The sequence below is a fragment of the Gemella massiliensis genome, from assembly GCF_900120125.1.
In the GTDB taxonomy this organism is placed as follows: Bacteria; Bacillota; Bacilli; order Staphylococcales; family Gemellaceae; genus Gemella; species Gemella massiliensis.
Genome location: NZ_LT635544.1, coordinates 422,638 through 444,899, shown reverse-complemented (window position 1 = coordinate 444,899; position 22,262 = coordinate 422,638). Strand labels below are relative to the sequence as shown.

General features: G+C 29.4%; 19 protein-coding genes and 1 tRNA gene. 6 read left to right on the top strand and 14 right to left on the bottom strand.

Annotated elements, in window-relative coordinates:
- Window positions 1–143 precede the first annotated feature (143 nt).
- The 9 genes from BQ7358_RS02000 to BQ7358_RS01960 form a co-directional block, all read right to left on the bottom strand.
- Window positions 144–1,208 (bottom strand): hypothetical protein, encoded by a 1,065-nt coding sequence (locus tag BQ7358_RS02000; protein ID WP_072520155.1) that lies wholly within the window; start codon window positions 1,206–1,208, stop codon window positions 144–146.
- Between the two features lie 131 nt (window positions 1,209–1,339).
- Entirely contained in the window at window positions 1,340–1,621 is a 282-nt protein-coding gene (locus BQ7358_RS01995) for a CD1845 family protein (RefSeq protein ID WP_072520154.1), read from the bottom strand.
- A gap of 18 nt (window positions 1,622–1,639) precedes the next feature.
- Complete coding sequence (rlmD, locus tag BQ7358_RS01990) at window positions 1,640–3,253, bottom strand: 23S rRNA (uracil(1939)-C(5))-methyltransferase RlmD (RefSeq protein ID WP_083577627.1); 1,614 nt, start codon at window positions 3,251–3,253, stop codon at window positions 1,640–1,642.
- A gap of 247 nt (window positions 3,254–3,500) precedes the next feature.
- Window positions 3,501–3,947, bottom strand: a complete 447-nt coding sequence (locus tag BQ7358_RS01985; protein WP_062173021.1) for an ACT domain-containing protein — start codon at window positions 3,945–3,947, stop codon at window positions 3,501–3,503.
- Between the two features lie 11 nt (window positions 3,948–3,958).
- Window positions 3,959–5,263: a GTPase ObgE gene (gene obgE / locus BQ7358_RS01980; RefSeq protein ID WP_062173020.1), complete on the bottom strand. Its 1,305-nt coding sequence runs from the start codon at window positions 5,261–5,263 to the stop codon at window positions 3,959–3,961.
- A 243-nt stretch (window positions 5,264–5,506) separates the two neighbouring features.
- A tRNA-Gly gene (locus BQ7358_RS01975) sits at window positions 5,507–5,580 on the bottom strand.
- A 278-nt stretch (window positions 5,581–5,858) separates the two neighbouring features.
- On the bottom strand, window positions 5,859–6,308 hold the full coding sequence (locus BQ7358_RS01970; protein ID WP_072520152.1) for a threonine/serine exporter family protein: 450 nt from the start codon (window positions 6,306–6,308) through the stop codon (window positions 5,859–5,861).
- Window positions 6,309–6,317: 9 nt separating this feature from the next.
- Window positions 6,318–7,088, bottom strand: coding sequence for a threonine/serine exporter family protein (locus BQ7358_RS01965; protein WP_062173018.1), 771 nt, complete (start codon window positions 7,086–7,088; stop codon window positions 6,318–6,320).
- 85 nt (window positions 7,089–7,173) lie between these two features.
- On the bottom strand, window positions 7,174–8,379 hold the full coding sequence (locus BQ7358_RS01960) for a glycosyltransferase (protein WP_072520151.1): 1,206 nt from the start codon (window positions 8,377–8,379) through the stop codon (window positions 7,174–7,176).
- A 221-nt stretch (window positions 8,380–8,600) separates the two neighbouring features.
- Between BQ7358_RS01960 and BQ7358_RS08890 the strand changes: the two genes are divergently transcribed.
- Window positions 8,601–9,425 carry an ISL3 family transposase gene (locus BQ7358_RS08890; RefSeq protein ID WP_062172723.1) on the top strand — a complete coding sequence of 275 codons (825 nt, stop codon included), beginning with the start codon at window positions 8,601–8,603 and terminating at the stop codon, window positions 9,423–9,425.
- Window positions 9,394–10,002, top strand: coding sequence for a transposase (locus BQ7358_RS08885; RefSeq protein WP_234971553.1), 609 nt, complete (start codon window positions 9,394–9,396; stop codon window positions 10,000–10,002). Before BQ7358_RS08890 ends, BQ7358_RS08885 begins: the two co-directional genes overlap by 32 nt.
- A gap of 120 nt (window positions 10,003–10,122) precedes the next feature.
- Here BQ7358_RS08885 and BQ7358_RS01950 read toward each other — a convergent pair whose 3' ends face one another.
- Complete coding sequence (locus BQ7358_RS01950; RefSeq protein ID WP_062173017.1) at window positions 10,123–10,848, bottom strand: rhodanese-like domain-containing protein; 726 nt, start codon at window positions 10,846–10,848, stop codon at window positions 10,123–10,125.
- A 157-nt stretch (window positions 10,849–11,005) separates the two neighbouring features.
- On the opposite strand from BQ7358_RS01950, the gene BQ7358_RS01945 reads away from it, so the two are divergent.
- Complete coding sequence (locus BQ7358_RS01945) at window positions 11,006–12,529, top strand: ClC family H(+)/Cl(-) exchange transporter (protein WP_062173016.1); 1,524 nt, start codon at window positions 11,006–11,008, stop codon at window positions 12,527–12,529.
- A gap of 74 nt (window positions 12,530–12,603) precedes the next feature.
- Here the strand turns inward: BQ7358_RS01945 and BQ7358_RS01940 are convergent, their stop codons facing one another.
- Entirely contained in the window at window positions 12,604–13,401 is a 798-nt protein-coding gene (locus tag BQ7358_RS01940) for a Cof-type HAD-IIB family hydrolase (protein ID WP_062173015.1), read from the bottom strand.
- A 457-nt stretch (window positions 13,402–13,858) separates the two neighbouring features.
- On the opposite strand from BQ7358_RS01940, the gene BQ7358_RS01935 reads away from it, so the two are divergent.
- The 3 genes from BQ7358_RS01935 to BQ7358_RS01925 all read left to right on the top strand — a co-directional run bounded on the left by BQ7358_RS01935 (window position 13,859) and on the right by BQ7358_RS01925 (window position 16,268).
- Window positions 13,859–14,593 carry an ATP-binding cassette domain-containing protein gene (locus BQ7358_RS01935; RefSeq protein ID WP_062173014.1) on the top strand — a complete coding sequence of 245 codons (735 nt, stop codon included), beginning with the start codon at window positions 13,859–13,861 and terminating at the stop codon, window positions 14,591–14,593.
- Window positions 14,586–15,257: a methionine ABC transporter permease gene (locus BQ7358_RS01930; protein ID WP_062173013.1), complete on the top strand. Its 672-nt coding sequence runs from the start codon at window positions 14,586–14,588 to the stop codon at window positions 15,255–15,257. Before BQ7358_RS01935 ends, BQ7358_RS01930 begins: the two co-directional genes overlap by 8 nt.
- A gap of 186 nt (window positions 15,258–15,443) precedes the next feature.
- Window positions 15,444–16,268 (top strand): MetQ/NlpA family ABC transporter substrate-binding protein, encoded by an 825-nt coding sequence (locus BQ7358_RS01925; RefSeq protein ID WP_062173012.1) that lies wholly within the window; start codon window positions 15,444–15,446, stop codon window positions 16,266–16,268.
- 248 nt (window positions 16,269–16,516) lie between these two features.
- Here BQ7358_RS01925 and malQ read toward each other — a convergent pair whose 3' ends face one another.
- The 3 genes from malQ to BQ7358_RS01910 form a co-directional block, all read right to left on the bottom strand.
- Complete coding sequence (malQ, locus tag BQ7358_RS01920; protein WP_072520150.1) at window positions 16,517–18,025, bottom strand: 4-alpha-glucanotransferase; 1,509 nt, start codon at window positions 18,023–18,025, stop codon at window positions 16,517–16,519.
- A gap of 83 nt (window positions 18,026–18,108) precedes the next feature.
- Entirely contained in the window at window positions 18,109–19,941 is a 1,833-nt protein-coding gene (locus BQ7358_RS01915) for an acyltransferase family protein (RefSeq protein ID WP_072520149.1), read from the bottom strand.
- A 17-nt stretch (window positions 19,942–19,958) separates the two neighbouring features.
- Window positions 19,959–22,127 (bottom strand): Tex family protein, encoded by a 2,169-nt coding sequence (locus tag BQ7358_RS01910; protein ID WP_062173010.1) that lies wholly within the window; start codon window positions 22,125–22,127, stop codon window positions 19,959–19,961.
- Between the last annotated feature and the right edge of the window lie 135 nt (window positions 22,128–22,262).

Sequence of the window (22,262 nt, the reverse complement as noted above, 5' to 3'; positions counted from 1 at the left end):
GGTAACCATTTTTATGAAATTTTTTACAAACCGAGATTTTTCTGGGCAGTAATCAAGAGATAATCCACCATATAAGAATTTTCTTGTATACGGCAATAAATTTAATAACATCAATATGCTAAAACAAATATCTCTTTATATACTTATTTTCGCACTTCATCTCTTTTTTTAACCCAAATTTTTTCACGATAGTCATCAAACTTATATCCACATCCGTCCTTGAAACATATTATTTCGACTCCCAAATCAAACAAATCAGACATTACTGATCTTATATGTTCTACCAGCAAAAAATTATCCTTACTCTCATTGGCAGTAATAAAAATATTATCTCGGCTATTTTTATTTTTGTATCTCATGTGTCTAATGCTTGCCATAACAAAAAGATATTCAGCAAAATTTTGATGTTCTGAATCATTACTATATTCAATGATTTTAGTCGTATCTTCATTCCGGATAACATCTTGGTGTATGTTCGAAAGGCGATCTTGTACAGCCTCCAAAACAAACATATGCAACATCTTAGACAGGTTATTTTTATCAACTTTAAAAATAAGATTATTTGAGCAATAAAATTCATAAGAAATTAATTCACCATAAGGTTCAAAACGTACACCTAACCCCTCTCTAGTATTATTGGAATAAATACTGACAATTTTTAATTGCTGCATAAACATATATGAACATGTTTCCAATTCTCTATCTAACCATGAATTCCGTGTTTCACCAAAATAATCTGAAATAGAAATCTTTCCATTATTACTTGTAATAAAATCAGATGTGAACAATCCCCAAAAGCCTTTAATTGAAATTGCAAATCTAAGAGGCATGTTATGGGCAGTTGCATAATCAATACGCTTTTGTAAATTACCTCCCGATATTTTATATTCGTCTTTATCTGTGTGTTTAACTTCTATCATCATTTTATAATTATCTATAAATACAACTTCAAAATCTGGAGTTTTATCACCAGATATTTGAGATAATTCCTCATCAATAACTTTTATATCGCCAACACTAGCCACTGATTTCATAAAAATTAAAAACTCCATTTCCTTCTCTTTACCAAAGATACGGCGTTTATATTCATTAAAATCTATAGATAGGCTTTCTGCTATGATCTGTTTTTCAGTATCACTTTTTCCAAGTGTTTGTTCATGGAAATCCAATATTTCTTTGAACGAAGTTGAATTTTTTCTTTGTGCCAAATAGTATGCCTCCTTTCAATATAGGTTTTGATAATTCTTATTATTTATTTTCATAACCAAAATTATTCTTAGATTTAGTTTTATTCAGTTCATTAAACACTAAACAACTTCAAATTAATCAGTCGTTTGATTTAAACTAAGCTTATTTTCTCGTTTATTCCTTTCATAAAAGCTATAATTGCTGCCCCAACCATCGATATTCCGTATGGGCTTAACAAGAAATCTAATATCAATGCTTCTATGCCTATTGAAAAATCCTTTTGAAACAATGATACGATCCCAACAACGACACACATAAGCATTAGCAAATACAGTATTGTTGTTCCTATGGCAAGTAAAAATGTCAGAAATGCAGTGAGGATACTTAACACCAAGCTAATTGGAAATAAGATTATTTTTAATATCCATCTCATAAATACCCTCCATTTCTACTAAATCATTTTAAAATGTCTTAAAGCATCCATGATAGCTGCCTCTTTTTCCGGTGTGCATTGTGGAATAACCTGTTTCTCTTTTTTTGATTTATTATAATGCTCCCTCAGTACAATTCCACATTTCTTTTTAATCTGTGCAATATAGAGTGTCGAAACCTTTAAATCAAATTTTTCCAATATATATTCCTTGATTTGTGCATAAGTAGCTTTACTTTCAGCACTTGTCAAATCAAGCTCATCAAGCTTAATTTCAACATCTATATACTTATCAACATCAAGTTTGGACAATAATGCTACCGTCTCAACATGATAACTTCCCGGAAACATATCAACCGGTTGAACTTCCCCTAATGTGTATCCTAAGTTATGTAAAATTTTCATATCTCGTGCTAAAGTTGCCGGATTACAACTTACATAAACTATTTTTTTTATATTCATACTTGCTAAGTCATATAAGAAACTTTCCTCACACCCTTTACGCGGCGGATCAACAATTACTGCATCTATTTTTATATTCTGTGAAATTAAACTTTTAATTACACCTTCACTTTTTCCTAATAAAAATTCCACATTATTTATACTATTTAACTGAGCATTTTCTCTAGCATTATCAATAGCTACATCTATTACTTCTATACCGTAGACTTTCTTTACTTTTTGAGCTGCAAATAAAGTTATAGTACCAATTCCACAATAAGCATCAATTATTATATCGTTTTCTCCTAATTCTGCTAATTCTAGCGCTTTCTTGTAAAGAACTATTGTTTGAATAGGATTTATTTGATAAAACGAACGCAAAGAAATATTAAATTTAATTCCGGCTAATTTGTCCGTAATATAATTTCGCCCATATAAAACTCTTGTAGTATCACCATAAATGACATTTGTTTTTTTACTATTAATATTAAGTATAACACTAACAATACGATTATCTAACTCAACTATTTTATTAACAAAATTATCCAATTGATTAAAATTTTCTTTAGCAATAATACCAACCATTATTTCCGTTTTACTAGTATTGGTTCTGAGCATAATGTGGCGGATTGCTCCGGTGTGTGTTGCTTCATCATAGACAGATAAATTCATTTCACTAATTAAATTACGAATATCATTCATTAATTTATTATGTTCATCATATTGAATATAACATTTTTCAACATTAATAACATCATGACTACGCGATTTATAATATCCCATTTTTATTTCATTTTTAATTCTCTGTACCGGTATAACGGACTTATTTCTATAATGGTATGGTCTATTGGCACCTAATATATCTAATACTTTAACCTTGTTCTTCCCTAATGTTTTATCCATAATATTCCGAACTTTGTTTGTTTTAAAACGTAGCTGTTCATTATAACTCATATGAACCAAATTTGCACCGGATGTTTTTGAAATGCCATCTACCCGCTCACTAGATTTTGTTATAATTTGTACTAATTTTCCATACCCAAGATTTTTTTTTAACTTAATAATCTTAAATTCTATCTCTTCTCCTACTATTACATCCTCGATAAAAATGGGAAATGTATCAAGTTTTACTATACCCAAACCGTCATGTGTGTAGTCTACTACTGTTCCGGTAAAAATTTCATTTTTTTTCATTATAATAACCTTTCTAGTTTTACTTAAATAAAAAATAGGAGCAACCCTAAAATCGTTATTTCTTGAAACAAGATTTTAACAAGTTACCCCTCATAATATTTACTAGGTGTTCTAAAAGTAATTTTGAAGAAAATTTGAACTCCTGTAAACTACTGTATCTAAATTAAATATGGCATCTTTATAAAAATTTAACTTTTGGACTGATTCGTCATAAATAAATCTGCCCTCTTTTTAAAATAACATTACACTAGATACTCATGCCAATTACTTTAATTTCATTTACATAATCAAGTTTCTCTATACGTGCATTAAGTTTATCAATATTGGTATGTTCTAAATCAAGTTCAAGTGAAATAATAATCGTCGCTCTTGTATTAATAGGCACCGTTTGATGAATAGTCAAAACACTGCACTTTTCTTCATTAACAACAGATAGAATACTACCTAAAATGCCGGGAATATCATCTACATCAATTGATAATGATAAAATTGATTGTTTATGTATATCCTGAATTGGAAATATTGTATCTTTATATTTGTAAAATGCACTTCTACTTAAATCAAAACGTTTTGATGCCTCTAATATAGACAGTTTAGGATTTTCTTCCAGTGCTTTTTTCATTGTTAAAGTTTTCTTTACCGCTTCGGGTAACACATCTTCTCTAATAATATAATATATTTTTTCTTTGTCCATATTTTATTCACCTACTCTACAAATTCAAATTCACCTTGCAATATTCTTACTGTATCACCATTTTTACAACCACGTTCACGCAACTTATCATCAACACCCATTGAACGCATTTGCTGTGCAAAACGTCTTACAGACGCATCACGATTGAAATCAGTCATTAAAAACGCTCTTTCTATACCGGGACCACTTACAACATAAGCACCGGTATCATCACGTGTAATTTTAAATGTTTCATCTTTCGGTTTATGCTTATACAATACACGATTTTCCATTGTTTTTTCTTCTACATCTAATTCATACATTATATTAGGATCAATATTATCTAATATATCGCATATTTTATACAATAAATTATCAATATTACTACGTGTAAATGCGGAAATTTCAATGATTTCTACTTCCTGTTTATCTTTTTCTAACTGTTTTTTAAATTCTGTTAAATTTTCATTTGCGCCCGGAATATCCATTTTATTAGCTACAATAATTTGCGGTCTTTCTAATAGGCGCATATTATACTCGCCAAGTTCGGAGTTAATAATTTTATAATCTTCGTAAGGATTTCGACCGTCAGTTGCTGACATATCAATAACATGAACAATTACTTTTGTACGCTCAATATGACGTAGGAACTGATGCCCTAAACCAATACCTTGGCTGGCCCCTTCAATAAGCCCCGGTAAATCCGCCATAACAAAGCTTCTATGATCCTTTGTCTCTACGACTCCAAGGTTTGGAGCAAGTGTGGTAAAATGATAATCTGCAATTTTAGGTTTTGCTTTTGAAGTAATTGACAATAATGTAGATTTCCCAACAGACGGAAAGCCGACTAAACCGACATCGGCCATTAGTTTTAATTCTAATGTTAAGTTACGTTCTTCCCCAGGTTCTCCATTTTCAGCAATTTCCGGTGCCGGATTAGATGGTGTAGCGAAGCGACAATTACCGCGTCCACCACGTCCGCCACGTGCAACAATAACTTCTTGTTTATGTTCTACTAAATCGGCTAATATTTCTCCTGTATCAGTATCTCTTATTACCGTTCCCGGCGGTACTTTTAAGTATAAATCTTTTGATTTCCTTCCATGCATACCCTTGCTCATTCCATTTTCTCCGCTCGGAGCAACAAATTTCTTCTGGTAACGGTAATCCATGAATGTTCTCAGTCCTTCATCAACGACAAAAACTACGTTTGCTCCGCGTCCACCGTCACCACCGGCAGGACCGCCTTTAGGCACGTACTTTTCACGTCTAAAAGCTACTAGCCCGTTACCTCCATCACCGGATCTGACAAATATTTTTACTTCATCTAAAAACATATTATTCTCCTATTAATCTACTGGATTTATATTATACATTGTACTTTTATATAATATCGTTTTATAAATTGTTTTCTATCAAGAACAATTATATCATAAATTTAAATTTTATAATAATTATACACTAAAACAAAAAAATGTACGGGTGACTGACAACCGTACAAAACTCCGCACCCGCGCCCCTCTGATTAACAGTCAGATGCTACTACCAACTGAGCTACTGTGGAAAACTAAACAAAAAAATGGAGCGGGTGATGAGAATCGAACTCACAACATCAGTTTGGAAGACTGAGGTTTTACCACTAAACTACACCCGCTTAAAAATATTTATTAATTACTCACAGATTATATTCTATACTAAAAATTTATTTTTGTCAATAAAATTTTTAAAAATTTTTTAATTTTTGGGCTGAGAATATAACGTGAAAAATTATATATTTATCTCCACTATTAAAGTCTACTCCATAGAAAAATATGATATTTATAGTAAAAATATATAATCTTTTAAAGTGTTAATAAAAGAAATAATTCATAAGCGAAAACTTCTCTTACATAATCACTTATGAATTAACATTTTATGAGTAAAATATACAAACTATCTTTTTCTTTGTATTTTTACCCTTCTTATTGATGATGAAAACATCGAAGCTATCAAAATTCCAACCGCTATAGCTCCTGCTTGAAGTATTGTATCTATCCCTATTTTCGCCGCTAAATGATAACTTTTAGTAACCAAACTTCTCATTGTGTGATACATTCCATATCCCGGAACCAATGGAATAATACCGGTGTAAATAAATATAGTCGCCGGCATTCTTAATTTCTTTGAAGCACTGGAAGCCAAAACACCGATAATTATCGCTCCTGAAAAACTGGCTATTATAATTCCTGAAATCAACTTTACGTAATAGTATGCTAACCACCCTGCTGCTCCTATTACAGAACAAACTAAAATAGATTTCTTAGGTGCATTAAATAAAAATGAAAAAGCCAATGTTGAAATAAACCCTGCTGCTAATTGTATAATAAAATTATATATATCCATCTTTAACTCCTAAACTATTTTAAGTCCTAATATTACTCCAAGTGCTATGGCAATTGATGTAAATACTGCCGATTGTACCCCTATCATTCCTGATATATAATCGCCTGCCATAAAATCTCTTACACAGTTTGTTATTTGCACCCCGGGAACTAACGGCATTATTCCCGCTATAACAATAGAAGATGGGTTATAAATTGTAAAAAAATTTGTTGAAACTTCTACTAAAACAGTTACCAGCAATGCTCCGAAAAAATTCTGCATAAGATCCATTAATTTATATTTTGTCGCAAATGATAAAAAAGCACCTTCTATTCCCATTATTAAAAACGAGTAAATACTATCTTTAAATGTTCCACCGAACATTATTGAAAAAAATGGTCCCGATAACGCCAATAAAAATATTACTAACCACGGATTATATTCTTTAGTTACTTTTATTTCTCTAAGTTTTTTATAAGAATAATCTATTGACCATCCTTCTGTAACAATCTTCCTAGAAAGATCATTTATTAATGATATTTTTTCCAAATTTCTATTTCCTAAAATTATTCTTCTCATTGTAGTATAATTTATATCATTATAAACAAATGACACTATTACAAAATTATAAGTAACTAGTGTATTAGCCGCTTTTATATTATCAAATGATTTATAAATTCTATTAATGGTATCCTCTACCCTATAAACTTCTGCACCATAAGAAAGCATACTACGTGCCATTTTCACTGAAAAATTCAACAATTTTTTTGCATCATCTTCATTTTTTAATGATTGTATCATAAATATTATCCCTCCTTTTTTATATTATTCTTAATATCGACTATTAGTAAAATATACTTTTATAACATATAACAACTATTATATATCATAATAGCAGCTTATAAATCTCTTCTATTTTCTTTTTCCATGAGTGACGTTCTATTTCCGCTGTTAAATATTCGGGTATTTTTCTTTCTTTTTTTGTTCTTTCTGCCATTAAATTTAACGCTGCTACTATTCTTTCTATAAAAGCCGGCTTTTCTTCTTCTACTGCTTTATCAGTATCATAAATTGTCGGCATGGCAATATATTCTATAATATCCGAATTATTTATTTTTTCTCCCAAAAATTCTATTAAACCTTCTATTTCCGTTGCAACTACTCTTAATCCGCTCCCTAAAGCTTCAACAGCTATAAGTCCTAACCCTTCAAAATAAGAGGGTAAAATAAAAATATCCTTTGTTCTCATTATTTCTCCAAGATGTTTTTGATCCGTTGCATTATATATTTTTATATTGTCAGAATTTCCTATCAAACTAAAAATTTTTGCTTTATCTTCTTTTTTTACATTTCCAATCAACTCTAATGTAACATCATTTCTTAATAATTCTAATTTTCTAAATGCCTTAATAAGTTCAAAAAAACCTTTTGATTCGTCAAATTTACCGGCATAAAGTATCTCTATTTTATCTTTTTGAGTATAATTTTCTAATGGATAAAATATTTTTTCGTTATACCCTGCACCTATATTTATAATATTTTCTTTAGGGTAACTATAGACTTTTGATATTTCAGCTATAACTCCATTACTCAAAACTAAAACTTTATCTAATTTACTCAAATTTAAGACATACTTCTCTTTCAAACTTGGATTTTTTTTCGCTTGACGAATATCTGTATTATGACAAACTCCTATTATTTTACTATCAGTAAACACTTCACAAACAATAGAACTTAGTATCCAAAGATGGTGAGTTATAATAACATCAGGACAAAACTCTTTTTTGGCTTCCACTAACTTTTTTCTAAATTCGGTTTGCCAACTTTTCATCATTTTATCTGTCATATTTTTATAAAGAGTATTATTATATGGCATTATATCACTCATTCCTACTATTGGAAAATCAAGATTACTCCCCTCAAATTCAACTTCATATACAGTATCCAAAATACTAAAATTATATTCCGGCGTTGTCGCATAAATCGCCGCTTGGGTAATATTAAAATTTTTTAATCCATCGATAACATTTGTAAAATACACACCACTCCCTGTTTTTGTAGGAAGTTGTGCTAATACATGTAAAACTCTCATTTTTATAGTTCCTTATTTTTTATTTATTATAAGCTATATTATAACATAGAAAATAATTTTTTATACAAGATAAATAAAAAGAACCGGAATAATTTGGTTGTATAATAAATACGGGGCATGAAAAAAAATCCATACCCCGTATTGTTTTTTAATATACAAAAAGACAAATATCCAATATAATTAAAGTGCAAAAAAAAATAAACTATGAAAGGATATCTGTCATGAATAATTTTAACACAAAAACAAAAGAAATAAAAGAGGGAGAATTCATTAAAAACCTACTACAAATAAAAGATAAAAATATAACTATTGAGAAAACACATAACGAAACTATAAAAAATAATCAAAAGTACTTTGTATTCAAAGGTACCTTAACATATAAACCCAAGAAGTGTGAATGCTGTGGTTGTCTTAATAAAGGTTATACTGTAGTTAAAAACGGCTTTAATGAACTTACTAGAATTAATCTATTAAAAATATCAGGTATCCCTGCTTATTTGGAACTAAGAAAGCAACGTTTCAAGTGTAAAACTTGTAATAAAAAATTTGTAGCTACTACTTCTTTTGTAGATAAATACTGTAGTATTTCTAAAAATGTTAAGTTTTCTATAATGAGTGATTTAGCTGATACTTTATCTTTTAAACAAATAGCCAAAATGAATAATGTATCGGTTAATACTGTTATAAGAACTCTTTATAAATGTAAATCCCATGTAGACATTCTTAACTATAATACCTTACCTGAGTATTTATGCTTTGATGAGTTAAAGTTTACTAAAGATAGTAAAAATGGTATGAGTTTTATTTTTTTAGATGCTTTAACTCATGAGATTATTGATATAGTTGATGGTAGAACTGAGTATATTTTAAATAATTATTTTTCCAGATTTTCTAAAGAGGCTAGAAGTAATGTTAAGGCTATTTGTATTGATATTTATACTCCTTATATGAAGTTGATTAGAAATAAGTTTCCTAATGCTGAAATTGTTATAGATAGGTTTCATATTATTCAAAATGTTAATAGAGAACTTTATTCAAAATGTTAATAGAGAACTTAATAGAACTAGAGTTAAGCTAATGAATATTTACAAAAAACAAAAAGGTATTAATTATACTCTTTTAAAAAATAATTGGAAGTTAATATTAGAAGATGAAAGTAATGTTACTCATGGTAGGTTTTTCTTCAATAGGAGTTTTAGGAGTTTAGTTACTAGACGTGATATTTTAGATTATTTATTAGGATTAGATTGTATATTTAAGGCTAGCTATGAGAGAGTTCAGGATATTAGATATGCGATAAGGTATAGAAATGAGTTGGAGTTTAAAGAATTAATTGAAAAATCTACTATCGGTTTATCTGATGGTGTTAGTAAGGCTATTAATACTATGAGAAAACATAAAGAGTATATGCTTAATAGTGTTAGGTATTCTATCTCTAATGGTTCTTTGGAGGGTATTAATAATAAGATAAAGGTTTTAAAGAGAGTTTCTTATGGTTATAATAGCTTTTATAACTTTAGATTACGCATTTTAGTTGTTTCTAGGTTATTTGTTTCTGAGTATAAAAATAATATTTCTTTTAAGGGCGTTTTGAAAAATGCCAAGCAACACTGCATTGCTTAGCATTTTATCCTTATTTTTTCTCATGCCCCGTATTTGACACAGAGCCAATAATTTTAAATTTAATCTTACTCCCGTTCCTCATATATTTTAATGATAACCTATCATTTAATCTGAAGGTGCTCAGCCACAATCAGAAGTTATCTCTTCTGCCGGATTTTCTTCATAATCGCTTTTATTATAAAAAGCATCTCTATATTTCTTTATATTAAATGGTTCAACTAAATTTATAATAGTATAACCGGCTAATCCTAATTTTTTACATACTTCTTTATTTTGTTCAGGATTTTCACTATAAACAAAAATTTCCGATTCTTTATCCATTTTTTCCAAAATATTGTCTACTTCTTTAGGTAATATTTTAAATTCTTTATCATCTAATATCTCTTCTCCTAAATTGAGAAGTTGATAATTTTTGCTAACCGAAATACGATACTTAAATTCAGATAACAACGTATTTGTATATATAGCCGTACCATAGTCATATTGTTTAATTCCGTCCCCAATATGAAGCTTAGTAAAACCACGTTCTATTAATAATTTTTCTGTATTACGTGATGTAACATCTACAACACAGTATAAAATAATATCCTTATCTTTATAATCATCTAAAACATCGCTGCCATTTTTAAATAATTTTATTGGTAAACTCACCGCATTAATAGCATGACCACGTGCATACTCTTTTCGCCAGCGAACATCAACTACAAGTGCCTCTTCAAATGTTTTTTTCTCAACATCAGCACCCGCGATTCTTCCCGGTTTTCCCTTCAAAAGTTTTAACCAAAAAGCGTATAATCCTAGTGCAATAGCCAATAAAATAACACCTATTATTAACAACACATTCATCAACTCTTCTCCTTTCTGCATTAAATATATTCATATTCTATCATACTTTCTATATTTTTTATAATAAATTATACTTATAGCTAAAAATTATTTTGATTTTTCTTATAAATAAGAGTACAATGTTTAGTAGATATATTTATTTTGAAGGGAGTACCTTGTGAAAATTAATAAAATTAATTACATAGATAATAAAAATTTTAAAATGGAATCTTCCTTGCTCTTAGATGGAATTATTGTCGGATTAGTAGCCGGAGTGATTGGTGCCAGTTATCGTCTTCTTATAGGGTGGAGTGAAAAAATTGTGCATTTTACAGCAGAATTCATTAAAACCAGTTTTATTTTTAAATTTTCTTTGTTAGGAATTTTAATTTTACTCGCCCTTTTTTCCGGCTTTTTATTAAAACGTGAACCTATGGCTAGTGGTAGTGGTATACCACAAGTTTCCGCAGAAATAACGGGTAGACTTAACTCAAACCCTCTAAAAGTTTTAATATATAAAATCACCGGCGGCTTTGTTGCCAGTTTAGGCGGATTATCTTTAGGTCGTGAAGGTCCGTCCATTCAACTTGGAGCAATGAGCGGTAAATTAGTTTCAAGATTTTTGAAAAAAAATAATATTAAAGAAAAGTATCTTATTACCTGTGGAGCAAGTGCAGGGCTTTCCATAGCTTTTGGCGCACCGCTTGCCGGAGTACTGTTTTCTATTGAGGAAGTTCATAAACATATAACTAAAAAAATTATTATTTGTTGCTTCAGTGCTGCTGTCGTAGCTAATATTGTCGGGCAGTATATTTTCGGTTTAACGGCAATATTCAAATTCCCTGATATTTCTTACGTTGAGGTTAGTATTTATCCTTGGGTTGCCTTACTCGGTATTTTATTGGGAATTTTCGGAACGTTTTACAATACTGTCATAAAAATTTTATTTAAACTATATGAACGATTAAATCTAAGTATAGTATTTAGACCGCAAATTGCTTTTTTAGTATCTTTTATACTCTTTATTTTTTACCCGATAGTTCTTGGGAGCGGTCACAGTTTGGTAGAGTTTTTAATAGAAAATAAATTTAGTATAATGTTTTTATTAATTTTATACTTTATAAAAACATTGTTCTCCCTGATTTCATTTACATCCGGTGTTGCCGGCGGTATATTTTTACCCATTCTTATTCAAGGTGCAATTCTCGGAACTCTTTTCGGTAATTTTTTTGATGAAAAATATGCAGCATTGTTTATCATTCTTTCAATGTCCGGCTACTTGACCGCAATCGTTAGAAGCCCTATTACTTCAATTATTCTTTTGTTTGAGATGACACAAAAATTAAACTACTTTCTTCCTATCGCCCTTTGTTGCTTATTCGCATACTTTACAGCAAATATTCTTGGGACAAAACCGGTTTATGAGTATTTACTTGACAGAATTCTTACAACAAATGATATAAAAGATATAGAAAAAGAAATGGAAGTAGAAATCATTACCACAGTAACCAATGACAGCAATCTGATTAATAAAAAGATCAGCGAAATACCATGGACTAAAAATATTCTTATTTCAAATATAGAACGAAACGGCAAAGAAATTATTCCAAAAGGTGATACTATTCTCCTTTCCGGAGATAAACTTTCTGTTCTTATGTCGAAAGATGTTGTAAATAACTTTATAAAAAAATTTGATAACTAACTGAAAATAAACCTTGAAGATACATTCTATCTTCAAGGTTTTACCACTTTTAATTTGTACCACCGTTACAAATTTTATAATATATCAAAATGTTTCAACGCATTAGTTATACCGTCGTCATCAACACTGGTTGTGATAAAATCTGCAACTTCTTTTACATCATCACGACCATTTTCCATTGCAACACCTATACCGGCATGTTTTATCATATCAATATCATTTCCACCGTCACCAAAAGACATGGTTTCTTCCAATTTTATTCCAAAATAATTTATAATAGCATCTATTCCTCTATTTTTCCCCCCATCTTTTGGAATAACATCGGTAAAATGAGTTGTCCAACGAGCTGATTTTGAATTTGGCATATATTTTAAAAATTCCTCTTCTTCATCTTCTCCTACAAAAACATTGAGTTGATAAATTTTTTCTTTAAGGGCATTTTCATAAGCATGCTCATCTATTACAAAACGAGTTGAATCTCCTAATTCTTTTTCAAGCCACTGTACCCTCTCGTTTTTTAAATTTATGAATGCTCCTTCTAATAAAGTAAAATCACAAGCTATATTATTTTTTTTAAAATAAGGTAAAACATTTTTTATATCTTCTTTTGATAACATATTATTATTTAACACTTCTCCATTATTTAAAAAACAATACTGCCCATTAATAGTAATATAGCCGTCAAATTCAAAATCTAATAATTCATCTAAAAACTTTATATGAAAGGGTGCTCTCCCTGTTGCAATAAAAATTTTTATACCTTGTTCTTTTAATTTTTTTAATGTATTTTTAGTGTTTTCCGGAATAGTTTTTGTTTTAAAACTTCTTATTGTTCCATCTATATCAAAAAATATCGCTTTTATTTCAGTCATTAGTTTTTTCTCCATAATCATTAAAATTAACAGTATTTTTTAAGTTTTTAAAATTATAACCTAATTAAATTTCATCTACTATTTTTGTTATATCTGTGATAACAATTTTGCAGTATCTTATTCAAACATAATCTTAATTATATACCATTGTTTCAAATAAATAAAGAAATAATTTAGTTATAACTTTCCATGATTATTGTGTATGTTATTTTACAAAACACAATATATTTATAGATTAATATCTTATCTTTGAAGCATTTCCTGTTTAGTCAAAATTTAAACAGTTATTACTTAATTAACAGATGGGATTGTACTAGTTTCATATTTTTTTTAGAATAACAGTTCTATAAACTTAGTTATATTAATTTTATTAATATGAACGATATATTTTAATTTAAGAGTACAAATTTCTTGAAAACATTTTCTGAAAATGATATAGTTTTTTTGGAGGTAAATTATGATAGTTCAATTAAAAAATGTATCAAAAGAATACAAAAATGCTAATTTTAAGTTAAATAACATCTCCTTTGATGTTAATAAAAAAGAAGTCATCGGCATTATAGGTCGTAACGGCACCGGAAAAAGCACTATCTTAAAAATGATTAATGGGATAGTTCCTTATGACAGCGGAGAAATTTTATATAAAAATATATCAATTAATTCACTGGATAAGGCTTTATTACGTAAAATGAGAAAAAATTTGGCTTATATCTTTCAACATTCAAATCTTATTGATAATAAAACCGTTTATTATCATCTAAGTTTAATTTATAAACTTAATAAAAGCCCTGTTGATAAAAATAAAATAAATAACATTCTTGAATTTATGAATATCATTCATCTTAAAAATAGTCTTTGCGGTCGTCTTAGCGGCGGTGAACAACAGAAAGTTGCAATAGCAATGGCTCTTCTTCAAGAACCGGAAATATTACTCTGTGACGAAATTAGCTCTGCATTAGATGCGAATAGTGAAAAAGAAATTTTCTCTCTTCTTAACAAATTAAGAAAAACTACGGATATTTCTATCATAATGATTTCTCATAGTTTATCCCTTCTTAAAAACTTCTGTGACAAGATTATTATTATTGATAACTCTACTATTAGAGATATTATTACTCCTAACAAAAAAGAACATGATGACTATAATAATAATTACTATAATTACGTAAAGGAGTTTTTATTAAATGATTAGCTTATTTAAAACAAACTACGACGGAATATCAAAAGCGTTTTGGGAAACTAACTATATGATGACAGTTTCTATGATTACAATTTTAATTATTTCATTACCGTTAGGTATTATTCTATTTGCGCTTAGCAAAGATTATCTATTAAAAAATAGAATAATTTATGAAATTGTCAGTATTTTACTTAACGCTCTTCGCAGTGTTCCATTTTTAATATTTATATTTATTTTAATACCTGTTAACAGATTTTTATTCAAAACATCATTCGGTAATATTGCAGCTATACTACCGCTCACTCTTGTAGGTATCAGTGTTTATACACGGTTTGTTGAACAGGCATTGATTAATGTTCCGAAAAAAATCGTTGATAGAGCTATTAGTATGGGGGCTACCAGAATACAAATTATCAGATACTTTTTATTACCTGCAACAATAGATAATTTAATTTTATCTTTTACATACACTACTATTAGCTTACTGGCATATACTACCGTTATGGGAGTTATTGGTGCCGGCGGATTAGGTGAATATGCTTTTAGATACGGTTATCAAGAGTATAATTATAATCTTATGTATCTGATTGTTATTATATTCATTATTTATGTATTTATTATTCAATCAATAGGCTATAGCTTGGCAAAACTCTTTACGAATAAAAAAGAAAAATAAAACATTATCATCAATACTTTAAAGTTCACACCGGTTTTAATTATAATTCCGATAAAATAAAAACATTCTAACTTTTCAATAATTATACTTAATAACAATTATAATAAATTGATTTTTATAATTTCCTCTAAATATTAATAAAACATACAATCATATATAAAATATTCTAATTAAGGAGATATTTTAATGAAAAAATTACTATCATTTACTGTTAGTTTACTAGCATTAGTATTAATCTTAACAGCTTGTTCAACTAAAAATGACAGCCATAACAAAGAAGAAAAAACTACTATCAAAGTAGCTTCTCACACCTCACCGATGACGGATATGTTGGAGATGATTAAAGAAGATCTTCAAAAAGAAGGTTATAATCTTGAAATTGTTAAAGTATCCGATAATGTTCAAGCTAATGTAGCATTAAATAATAAAGAAGTAGATGCCAACTTTTTCCAACATAAACCATTTATGGAACAGTTCAATCAAAAAAACAACGCTCATCTGGTAGCAGTTCAACCAATTTATAATGCAACTGTATCTTTTTATTCAAAAAATATAAAAGACATTAAAGATTTAAAAAATGGTGCTGATATTGCTATCCCATCTGATCCTACTAATTTAGCACGTGCTTTACGTTTATTAGCACATGCAAAAGTAATTACTCTTAATAATCCCGATAGTTTCACTGTGACGGAAAATGATATTAAAGATAATCCTAAAAATCTCAAATTTACTAAAGTAAGCTTATTAAACTTAAATGAAGCATACAATGAAAAAGATTTAGTGTTTAACTATCCAACGTATATTTCTAAATTAGGATTAACTCCTGATAAAAATGGTCTTATTCTTGAAAAAGAGGGAGATTTAACATTTGCTATCTCTATCGTTGCACGTGAAGACAATAAAGATGACAAAAAAATAACTGCTCTTAAAAAGGCTCTTGCAAGTGAAAAAATAAAAGATTATATCAATAAAGAGCTTAAACCGAAAGGGCATGCCACACCGGCATTTTAATATATTTTACAATAAAATTATATAAAATATGAGAAGACTAACTTGAAAAGAAGCTTCTCTTATTGAGCTACTACGCACGGTTCATTAGATTTGGGAAAAGCTCTTTAAAGCACATTCCCAAATCAATGAACATTGCCTGTAGCTATCAATAAGTTTTTTTCCAGTTTGGTTTTTTACATAGCGGAGAACACTATGATGCAAGCCTCTTTATTGCTTAATTATCTATTCACCCTATTAAAATCAATTCACTAAATATTTGTTGCATTAGTTACCCTTTCTCGTGAGTATAATATAGTGATTTCTTTTAAAAATTTTTTATGTTTTTCCTCTAACTCTCCAGCTTTCATACGCCACTGCCAGTTCCCGCCGACCGTTGACGGTATATTCATACGACTATCCGCTCCTTTATCCAATAAATCTTGCATTGTTATAATTGACAAGTTACTCGCAGATGAGTGAATACCACGTATCATTGCTTGTGTTATAGATTCATCTGCTCGTCTATCTAGATAAGTATTAACAAACATCTTCCCTTGATCATCAAGTTCGCTATACCAACCATTCACAACATCATTATCATGCGTTCCCGTATACGCAACACTGTTTTGCGTATAATGATGCGGTAAATAAAGGTTATCCCCTCCGCCAAACGCAAATTGAAGTACCTTCATACCGGGGTATCCCAAATCCAACAGTAATTTTTCAACCTTCGAATCTATAAATCCTAAATTTTCCGCAATAATAGGTAAAGTACCTAGTTGTTTTTTTACCGCTTCAAACAGCTCAATACCGGGTCCTTCTTCCCACGTACCTACTTTAGCTGTAATCGCCGCTTTTTCAACCTGCCAATAATCAGAAAAACCTTTAAAATGGTCTATTCTTAATACATCATATAATTTAAAACTTTCCTTAATGCGATATACCCACCATCTAAAATTCTGCTCTTTATGTTTTTCCCAATTATAGACCGGATTCCCCCATAGCTGCCCTTCTGAACTGAAATCATCTGCCGGGCAACCCGCTACATAAAGCGGATCATTATTATTATCTACTTTAAATAACTCAGGCTTTGTCCACATTTCAACGCTGTCAGCTGACACATAAATCGGCATATCACCTATAATTTTAATACCTTTTTTATTAGCATATCCTTTTAATTCAAACCATTGTTTAAAGAAAAAATATTGTGTTACCGTATAATATTCTATTATATCAGCCAATTTCAGACGATATTGTTCACGTACACAAGGTTTTGCTCTTTTTATATCATTTTCCCAATAAATAAATGTTTGATACCCGAAATGTTCTTTTATCGCCATATACTCAGCATAATCAACTAACCAACTTTCATTATTATTTTTAAATAATTCTATTTCATCTGCATATTTAATATTTTCTAACGCATTTATCACCGCTTTTTCCAATATCGGTCGTCTTTTTTCATAAAGTAACGCATAATCTACTACCGCTAAATCATTACCAAAATTAACAGTAAAATAGTCTTCTTTTGTTAATAATCCGTCCTCTTTCAATAAATCAAAATCAATCAAATTCGTATTTCCGGCTACGGCAGAAAATGATTGATAAGGAGAATCTCCATAACTTGTTGTTGTTAATGGCAATATTTGCCAATACGTTTGCTCTGTTTCTTCTAAAAAATCGACAAAATCATATGCACTTTTTCCAAAAGTTCCAATTCCTAACTTATTGGGCAATGATGTAATATGCATAAGTACACCACTTGAACGAGTTTTCATGACATTTCCTCCAAAAGTATTTTCTTAAGTAAAAAACAAAACAAAGAGAAATTCTCCGTAGTTTTGTTTTTTCATTTATAGTATTATTTTAAATTTATCTGTTTTTTAAAACTTTTCTGTATTAAAGATATCATTTCATCTACTCCGGTTTGAACTAAATGAACTTTATCAGGTTCAAAATATTCGGGGTGTTGAATTGCCACAGAATACCAATCTATTACTGTAACATTAGGATGTTTTTCTTTTATACTGTTTAATTCTGTATTTACAGTTTTCTCCCAAGCACGTGGTACTCTTACATTAACAAAGTAAATATCCGATTTATCAAATTTTTTGATTAAAGTTTCTAATTGACTTTCAGTAAACGGGCCGTTTGTTCCAAGTTGAAATACTATAGCTGTATCTTCACTATTATATTTTGCATAGCTATTTGCAACAGTAGCAGCTTCAGTTAATTGTCTACTTATCTTCCCGTTAATTAAAACTCCCGGATATTTTTCTTTCATTTTTTTACCGATATCAACGGTAAGAGAATCTCCTAAAACGATAAGTGTTGTATATTCTCCTTGTTCTTTTTCTTGCTTTTCTTCTTGTTTCTCATTATTGCCTTGCTGATTATTACCCGTATTGTTTTCATTATTTTCCACAAATTGACTTTCTCCCGTGTTAGCCATCTCCTTTACAAATGCTGTCGAGACGAACGGAACACCTTTGCCAAATAATCCCATTATAAAAATCAGCGTCGCTAAACTTCCCATCGTTATTATTATTTTTCGTGTTTTTAATCTTAAGTTTGTAATTCTTTTGAACAAGAGATTTATAAAGTTAACAAAACCTAATTTTCTTATTGGAGTTTCTATCAGCATATAACTGGCTGTCGCTACAATAAATGTTAAAACAATTCTTAATATAACATAAAATATTTTAGGGCTTCCTATTTCTGAAACCGGTGTTGTCAATACCAAAATCGGAAAATGCCATAAATATAAACTATAAGAAATCTTTCCAATAAAAACAATAGGTTTAAACGACAATATCTTCGACATAAATGTATGTTGACGTCCGGTAGAAATTATAACTACTAAACAAAGTACAGCGACTAATAAAAATCCACCACGATATAACCATATATTATATTCAGAAGTGTATAACATTACTGCTATAAGCGACATAATAGAGATTAATGAAATCAGGCTATACAATCTATTTTCTTTTAAAGTTACTTTTTCACTTAATTTTTCCATTGGATATAATATCGCCCCCATTACCCCAACTAAAAGCGAAAAAGCACGAGTATCCGTTCCAAAGTAAATTCGACTAACATTATTAATATCAAATAATGGTATATGGACAATTAATGATATACTTATTAAACCTAAAACAATGTATTTAAAGTTTTTATTTATTTTATAACTGTTATCATTATTTTTTTTCTTGCGATTGAATATTAAAAATATTAATGGGAAAAACATATAAAACTGTTCTTCAATAGCAAGTGACCAAAGGTGTTTGAATGGACTTTGCGAACCGAAAGAATCAAAATAATTTAACTTGTGGAAAATATACCACCAGTTACTAGTATAAATGTATCCAAACACTGCATCCAAATGACTTTTATTTAATAAAACTCCATTAAATAGAGTAATAATTATCAATACTACAGTTATCATAAAATAAACTGCCGGCAGTAATCTTCTCGCACGACGAATATAAAAATTATACAAATTCAACGTTCCTGTTTTTTTATACTCTTTTATAATTAATGAACTAATCAAATAACCGGAAAGGACGAAAAATAAATCTACTCCTAAAAAACCACCTGGCAAATAGTTAACATCAATATGATAAATAATTACCGCAAGCACTGCAATTGCTCTCAAACTATCTATACTTGGTAAATATTTATGTTTATTCATTGGCTACACATTCCCTCCTAATCGTTAAACATCGCCAAGGATACTCGTCCACGTTTTGCATCTATTTCTATTACGAAAACATCTACTATTTGCCCAACGTGAAGGACATCTAACGGATTTTTTATATAACTTTTACTTATTTTTGAAATATGAATTAAAGCATCTTGTTTTAAACCGACATCGACAAAAGCACCAAATTGCGTAATATTTCTAATTGTACCTGCTAATTTAACACCAACTTTTAAATCTTCTATTGTCAATATATCTGATTTTAAAAGTGGTTTATCAAATAATTCTCTTTCATCACGTGCCGGTCGTTTCAGATCCTGTATTATATCTTTTAAAGTTTCCACTCCTGCATTTAGTTTTTCAGCAAGAACTTTTATATTAATATTATCTACTTTTTCTTTAAATTCTTTAGTCCCTATTTCATCAGTTTTAACACCCAGTTCTTTTAACAAATCCTCTGCTATTTTGTAACTTTCCGGGTGAATTCCTGTTCTATCAAAAACATTATCACCGTCCGGTATTCTGAAAAATCCAACACATTGTTCAAAAGTTTTTTTACCAAGACGTGGTACTTTAGAAATTTCTTTTATTGTTTCTATTTTACCATTTTCCTTACGATATTCAACTATATTTTTCGCAATCTGTTTATTTATTCCCGAAACATAAGACAACAAAGATACCGAAGCGGTGTTTACGTTAACACCAACTTTATTTACCGCCGTTTCTACCACAAAACCTAATTCTTTTTCCAAATATTTTTGAGTAATATCATGTTGATACTGTCCTACCCCAATAGATTTCGGATCTATTTTTACAAGTTCACTTAACGGATCTTGAATACGTCTTGCAATTGATACTGCACTTCTTTCTTCAACATTAAAATCCGGAAATTCTTCACGTGCTATTTCGCTGGCTGAATAAACACTAGCCCCCGCTTCATTTACTATTACATAGTCAATTTTTAGGTTATTATTTTTTAATGTTTCTACCACGAAACTTTCTGTTTCCCTTGAAGCTGTACCGTTACCTATAGCTATTAAATTAATATTATGTTTGTTAATAAACTTAATTATATCTTTTTTTGCCTGCTCCTGTTTTTCTTTGCTTGCAGGCTTATGTGGATAAATTACCATTTTATCAATATAATTTCCATATTCATCAACAACTGCCATTTTGCAACCTGTTCTAAACGCCGGATCCACACCCAATACTTTTTTATTTTTTAAAGGAGTTTGCATAAGTAGTTGTTTTAAATTCTCAGAAAAAATACCTACGGAATCTTCTTCAGCAATTTTTGTTAATTCACTGCGAATTTCTCTTTCGATAGATGGATAAATTAACCTTTTCATGCTATCTTCTATACAATAAAACAATAATTCGCGAACAACAGTTTCACGATTTCTTACTATTCCTTTTAAAATATATTGGCATAGACGTTCTTTATCATTTTCAATACCAACTCTGATAATTCCCTCTTTTTCAGCTCTATTTAATGCTAATATTCTATGAGAAGCTATTTTTGATACTCTTTCGCTGTAATCATAATAATTTTTATAGGTTGTATTTTCATCTTTTTCAGCTCCGTCTTTTTTTAACGTTGAAACAACACTGCCATATTTTTTTGTATTTTCCAATACATATTCACGATACTTCGCATTATCCGAAATATTTTCGGCAATAATATCTAAAGCATAAGAAATAGCTTCTTCTTTTGAATTTACTTCTTTTTCTACATTAATATATTTTTCCGCCGCTTTTTCTAAAACTTTATCATCTTTCGGTAATTTAATAATATACTCTGCTAATGGCTCTAAGCCCTTCTCTTTTGCAATCGTCGCTTTGGTTCTCTTTTTTTCTTTAAACGGTCTATATAAATCTTCAACTCTTTGAAGTTTTTCTTGGGCTAATATATCATCTTTTAATTGAGAAGTTAACAAACCTTTCTCATCAATTAAACGAATTACCTCCTCTTTTCTTTCCTGTAAAGATTTTAAATAATTAAATTCATCTTGAATTTGTTTTATAGCTACCTCATCTAAAGAATTTGTCAATTCTTTTCTATATCTGGCAATAAAAGCTATTGTATTTCCTTCTTCTAATAAGTTTAAAACATTGATAATATATTTATCTTTTATTCCCAACTTAACAGCTAAATTTTTTGTTATAGTTTCGTACATTTTACAACTCCATATTATTTTTTAGTATATTTCCGGTACTTTTTAATTTATGAAAAAATATTCCATAACATATTTGCACCTCAATATTCGACAAAATTATCTAATAACATCTTATTAACATTATATTCTCAAAAT

Excerpts from the sequence above, each read along its gene's own strand:
- BQ7358_RS01985 (WP_062173021.1), bottom strand. The coding sequence starts at position 3,947 with ATGGACAAAGAAAAAATATATTATATTATTAGAGAAGATGTGTTACCC.
- BQ7358_RS01925 (WP_062173012.1), top strand. The coding sequence starts at position 15,444 with ATGAAAAAATTACTATCATTTACTGTTAGTTTACTAGCATTAGTATTA.
- BQ7358_RS01965 (WP_062173018.1), bottom strand. The coding sequence starts at position 7,088 with ATGATACAATCATTAAAAAATGAAGATGATGCAAAAAAATTGTTGAAT.
- malQ (WP_072520150.1), bottom strand. The coding sequence starts at position 18,025 with ATGAAAACTCGTTCAAGTGGTGTACTTATGCATATTACATCATTGCCC.
- BQ7358_RS01930 (WP_062173013.1), top strand. The coding sequence starts at position 14,586 with ATGATTAGCTTATTTAAAACAAACTACGACGGAATATCAAAAGCGTTT.
- BQ7358_RS01950 (WP_062173017.1), bottom strand. The coding sequence starts at position 10,848 with ATGAATGTGTTGTTAATAATAGGTGTTATTTTATTGGCTATTGCACTA.
- BQ7358_RS01970 (WP_072520152.1), bottom strand. The coding sequence starts at position 6,308 with ATGGATATATATAATTTTATTATACAATTAGCAGCAGGGTTTATTTCA.
- BQ7358_RS01915 (WP_072520149.1), bottom strand. The coding sequence starts at position 19,941 with ATGAATAAACATAAATATTTACCAAGTATAGATAGTTTGAGAGCAATT.
- BQ7358_RS01935 (WP_062173014.1), top strand. The coding sequence starts at position 13,859 with ATGATAGTTCAATTAAAAAATGTATCAAAAGAATACAAAAATGCTAAT.
- BQ7358_RS08890 (WP_062172723.1), top strand. The coding sequence starts at position 8,601 with ATGAATAATTTTAACACAAAAACAAAAGAAATAAAAGAGGGAGAATTC.
- BQ7358_RS08885 (WP_234971553.1), top strand. The coding sequence starts at position 9,394 with ATGTTAATAGAGAACTTTATTCAAAATGTTAATAGAGAACTTAATAGA.
- rlmD (WP_083577627.1), bottom strand. The coding sequence starts at position 3,253 with ATGAAAAAAAATGAAATTTTTACCGGAACAGTAGTAGACTACACACAT.
- BQ7358_RS01960 (WP_072520151.1), bottom strand. The coding sequence starts at position 8,379 with ATGAGAGTTTTACATGTATTAGCACAACTTCCTACAAAAACAGGGAGT.
- BQ7358_RS01940 (WP_062173015.1), bottom strand. The coding sequence starts at position 13,401 with ATGACTGAAATAAAAGCGATATTTTTTGATATAGATGGAACAATAAGA.
- obgE (WP_062173020.1), bottom strand. The coding sequence starts at position 5,263 with ATGTTTTTAGATGAAGTAAAAATATTTGTCAGATCCGGTGATGGAGGT.
- BQ7358_RS01910 (WP_062173010.1), bottom strand. The coding sequence starts at position 22,127 with ATGTACGAAACTATAACAAAAAATTTAGCTGTTAAGTTGGGAATAAAA.
- BQ7358_RS01995 (WP_072520154.1), bottom strand. The coding sequence starts at position 1,621 with ATGAGATGGATATTAAAAATAATCTTATTTCCAATTAGCTTGGTGTTA.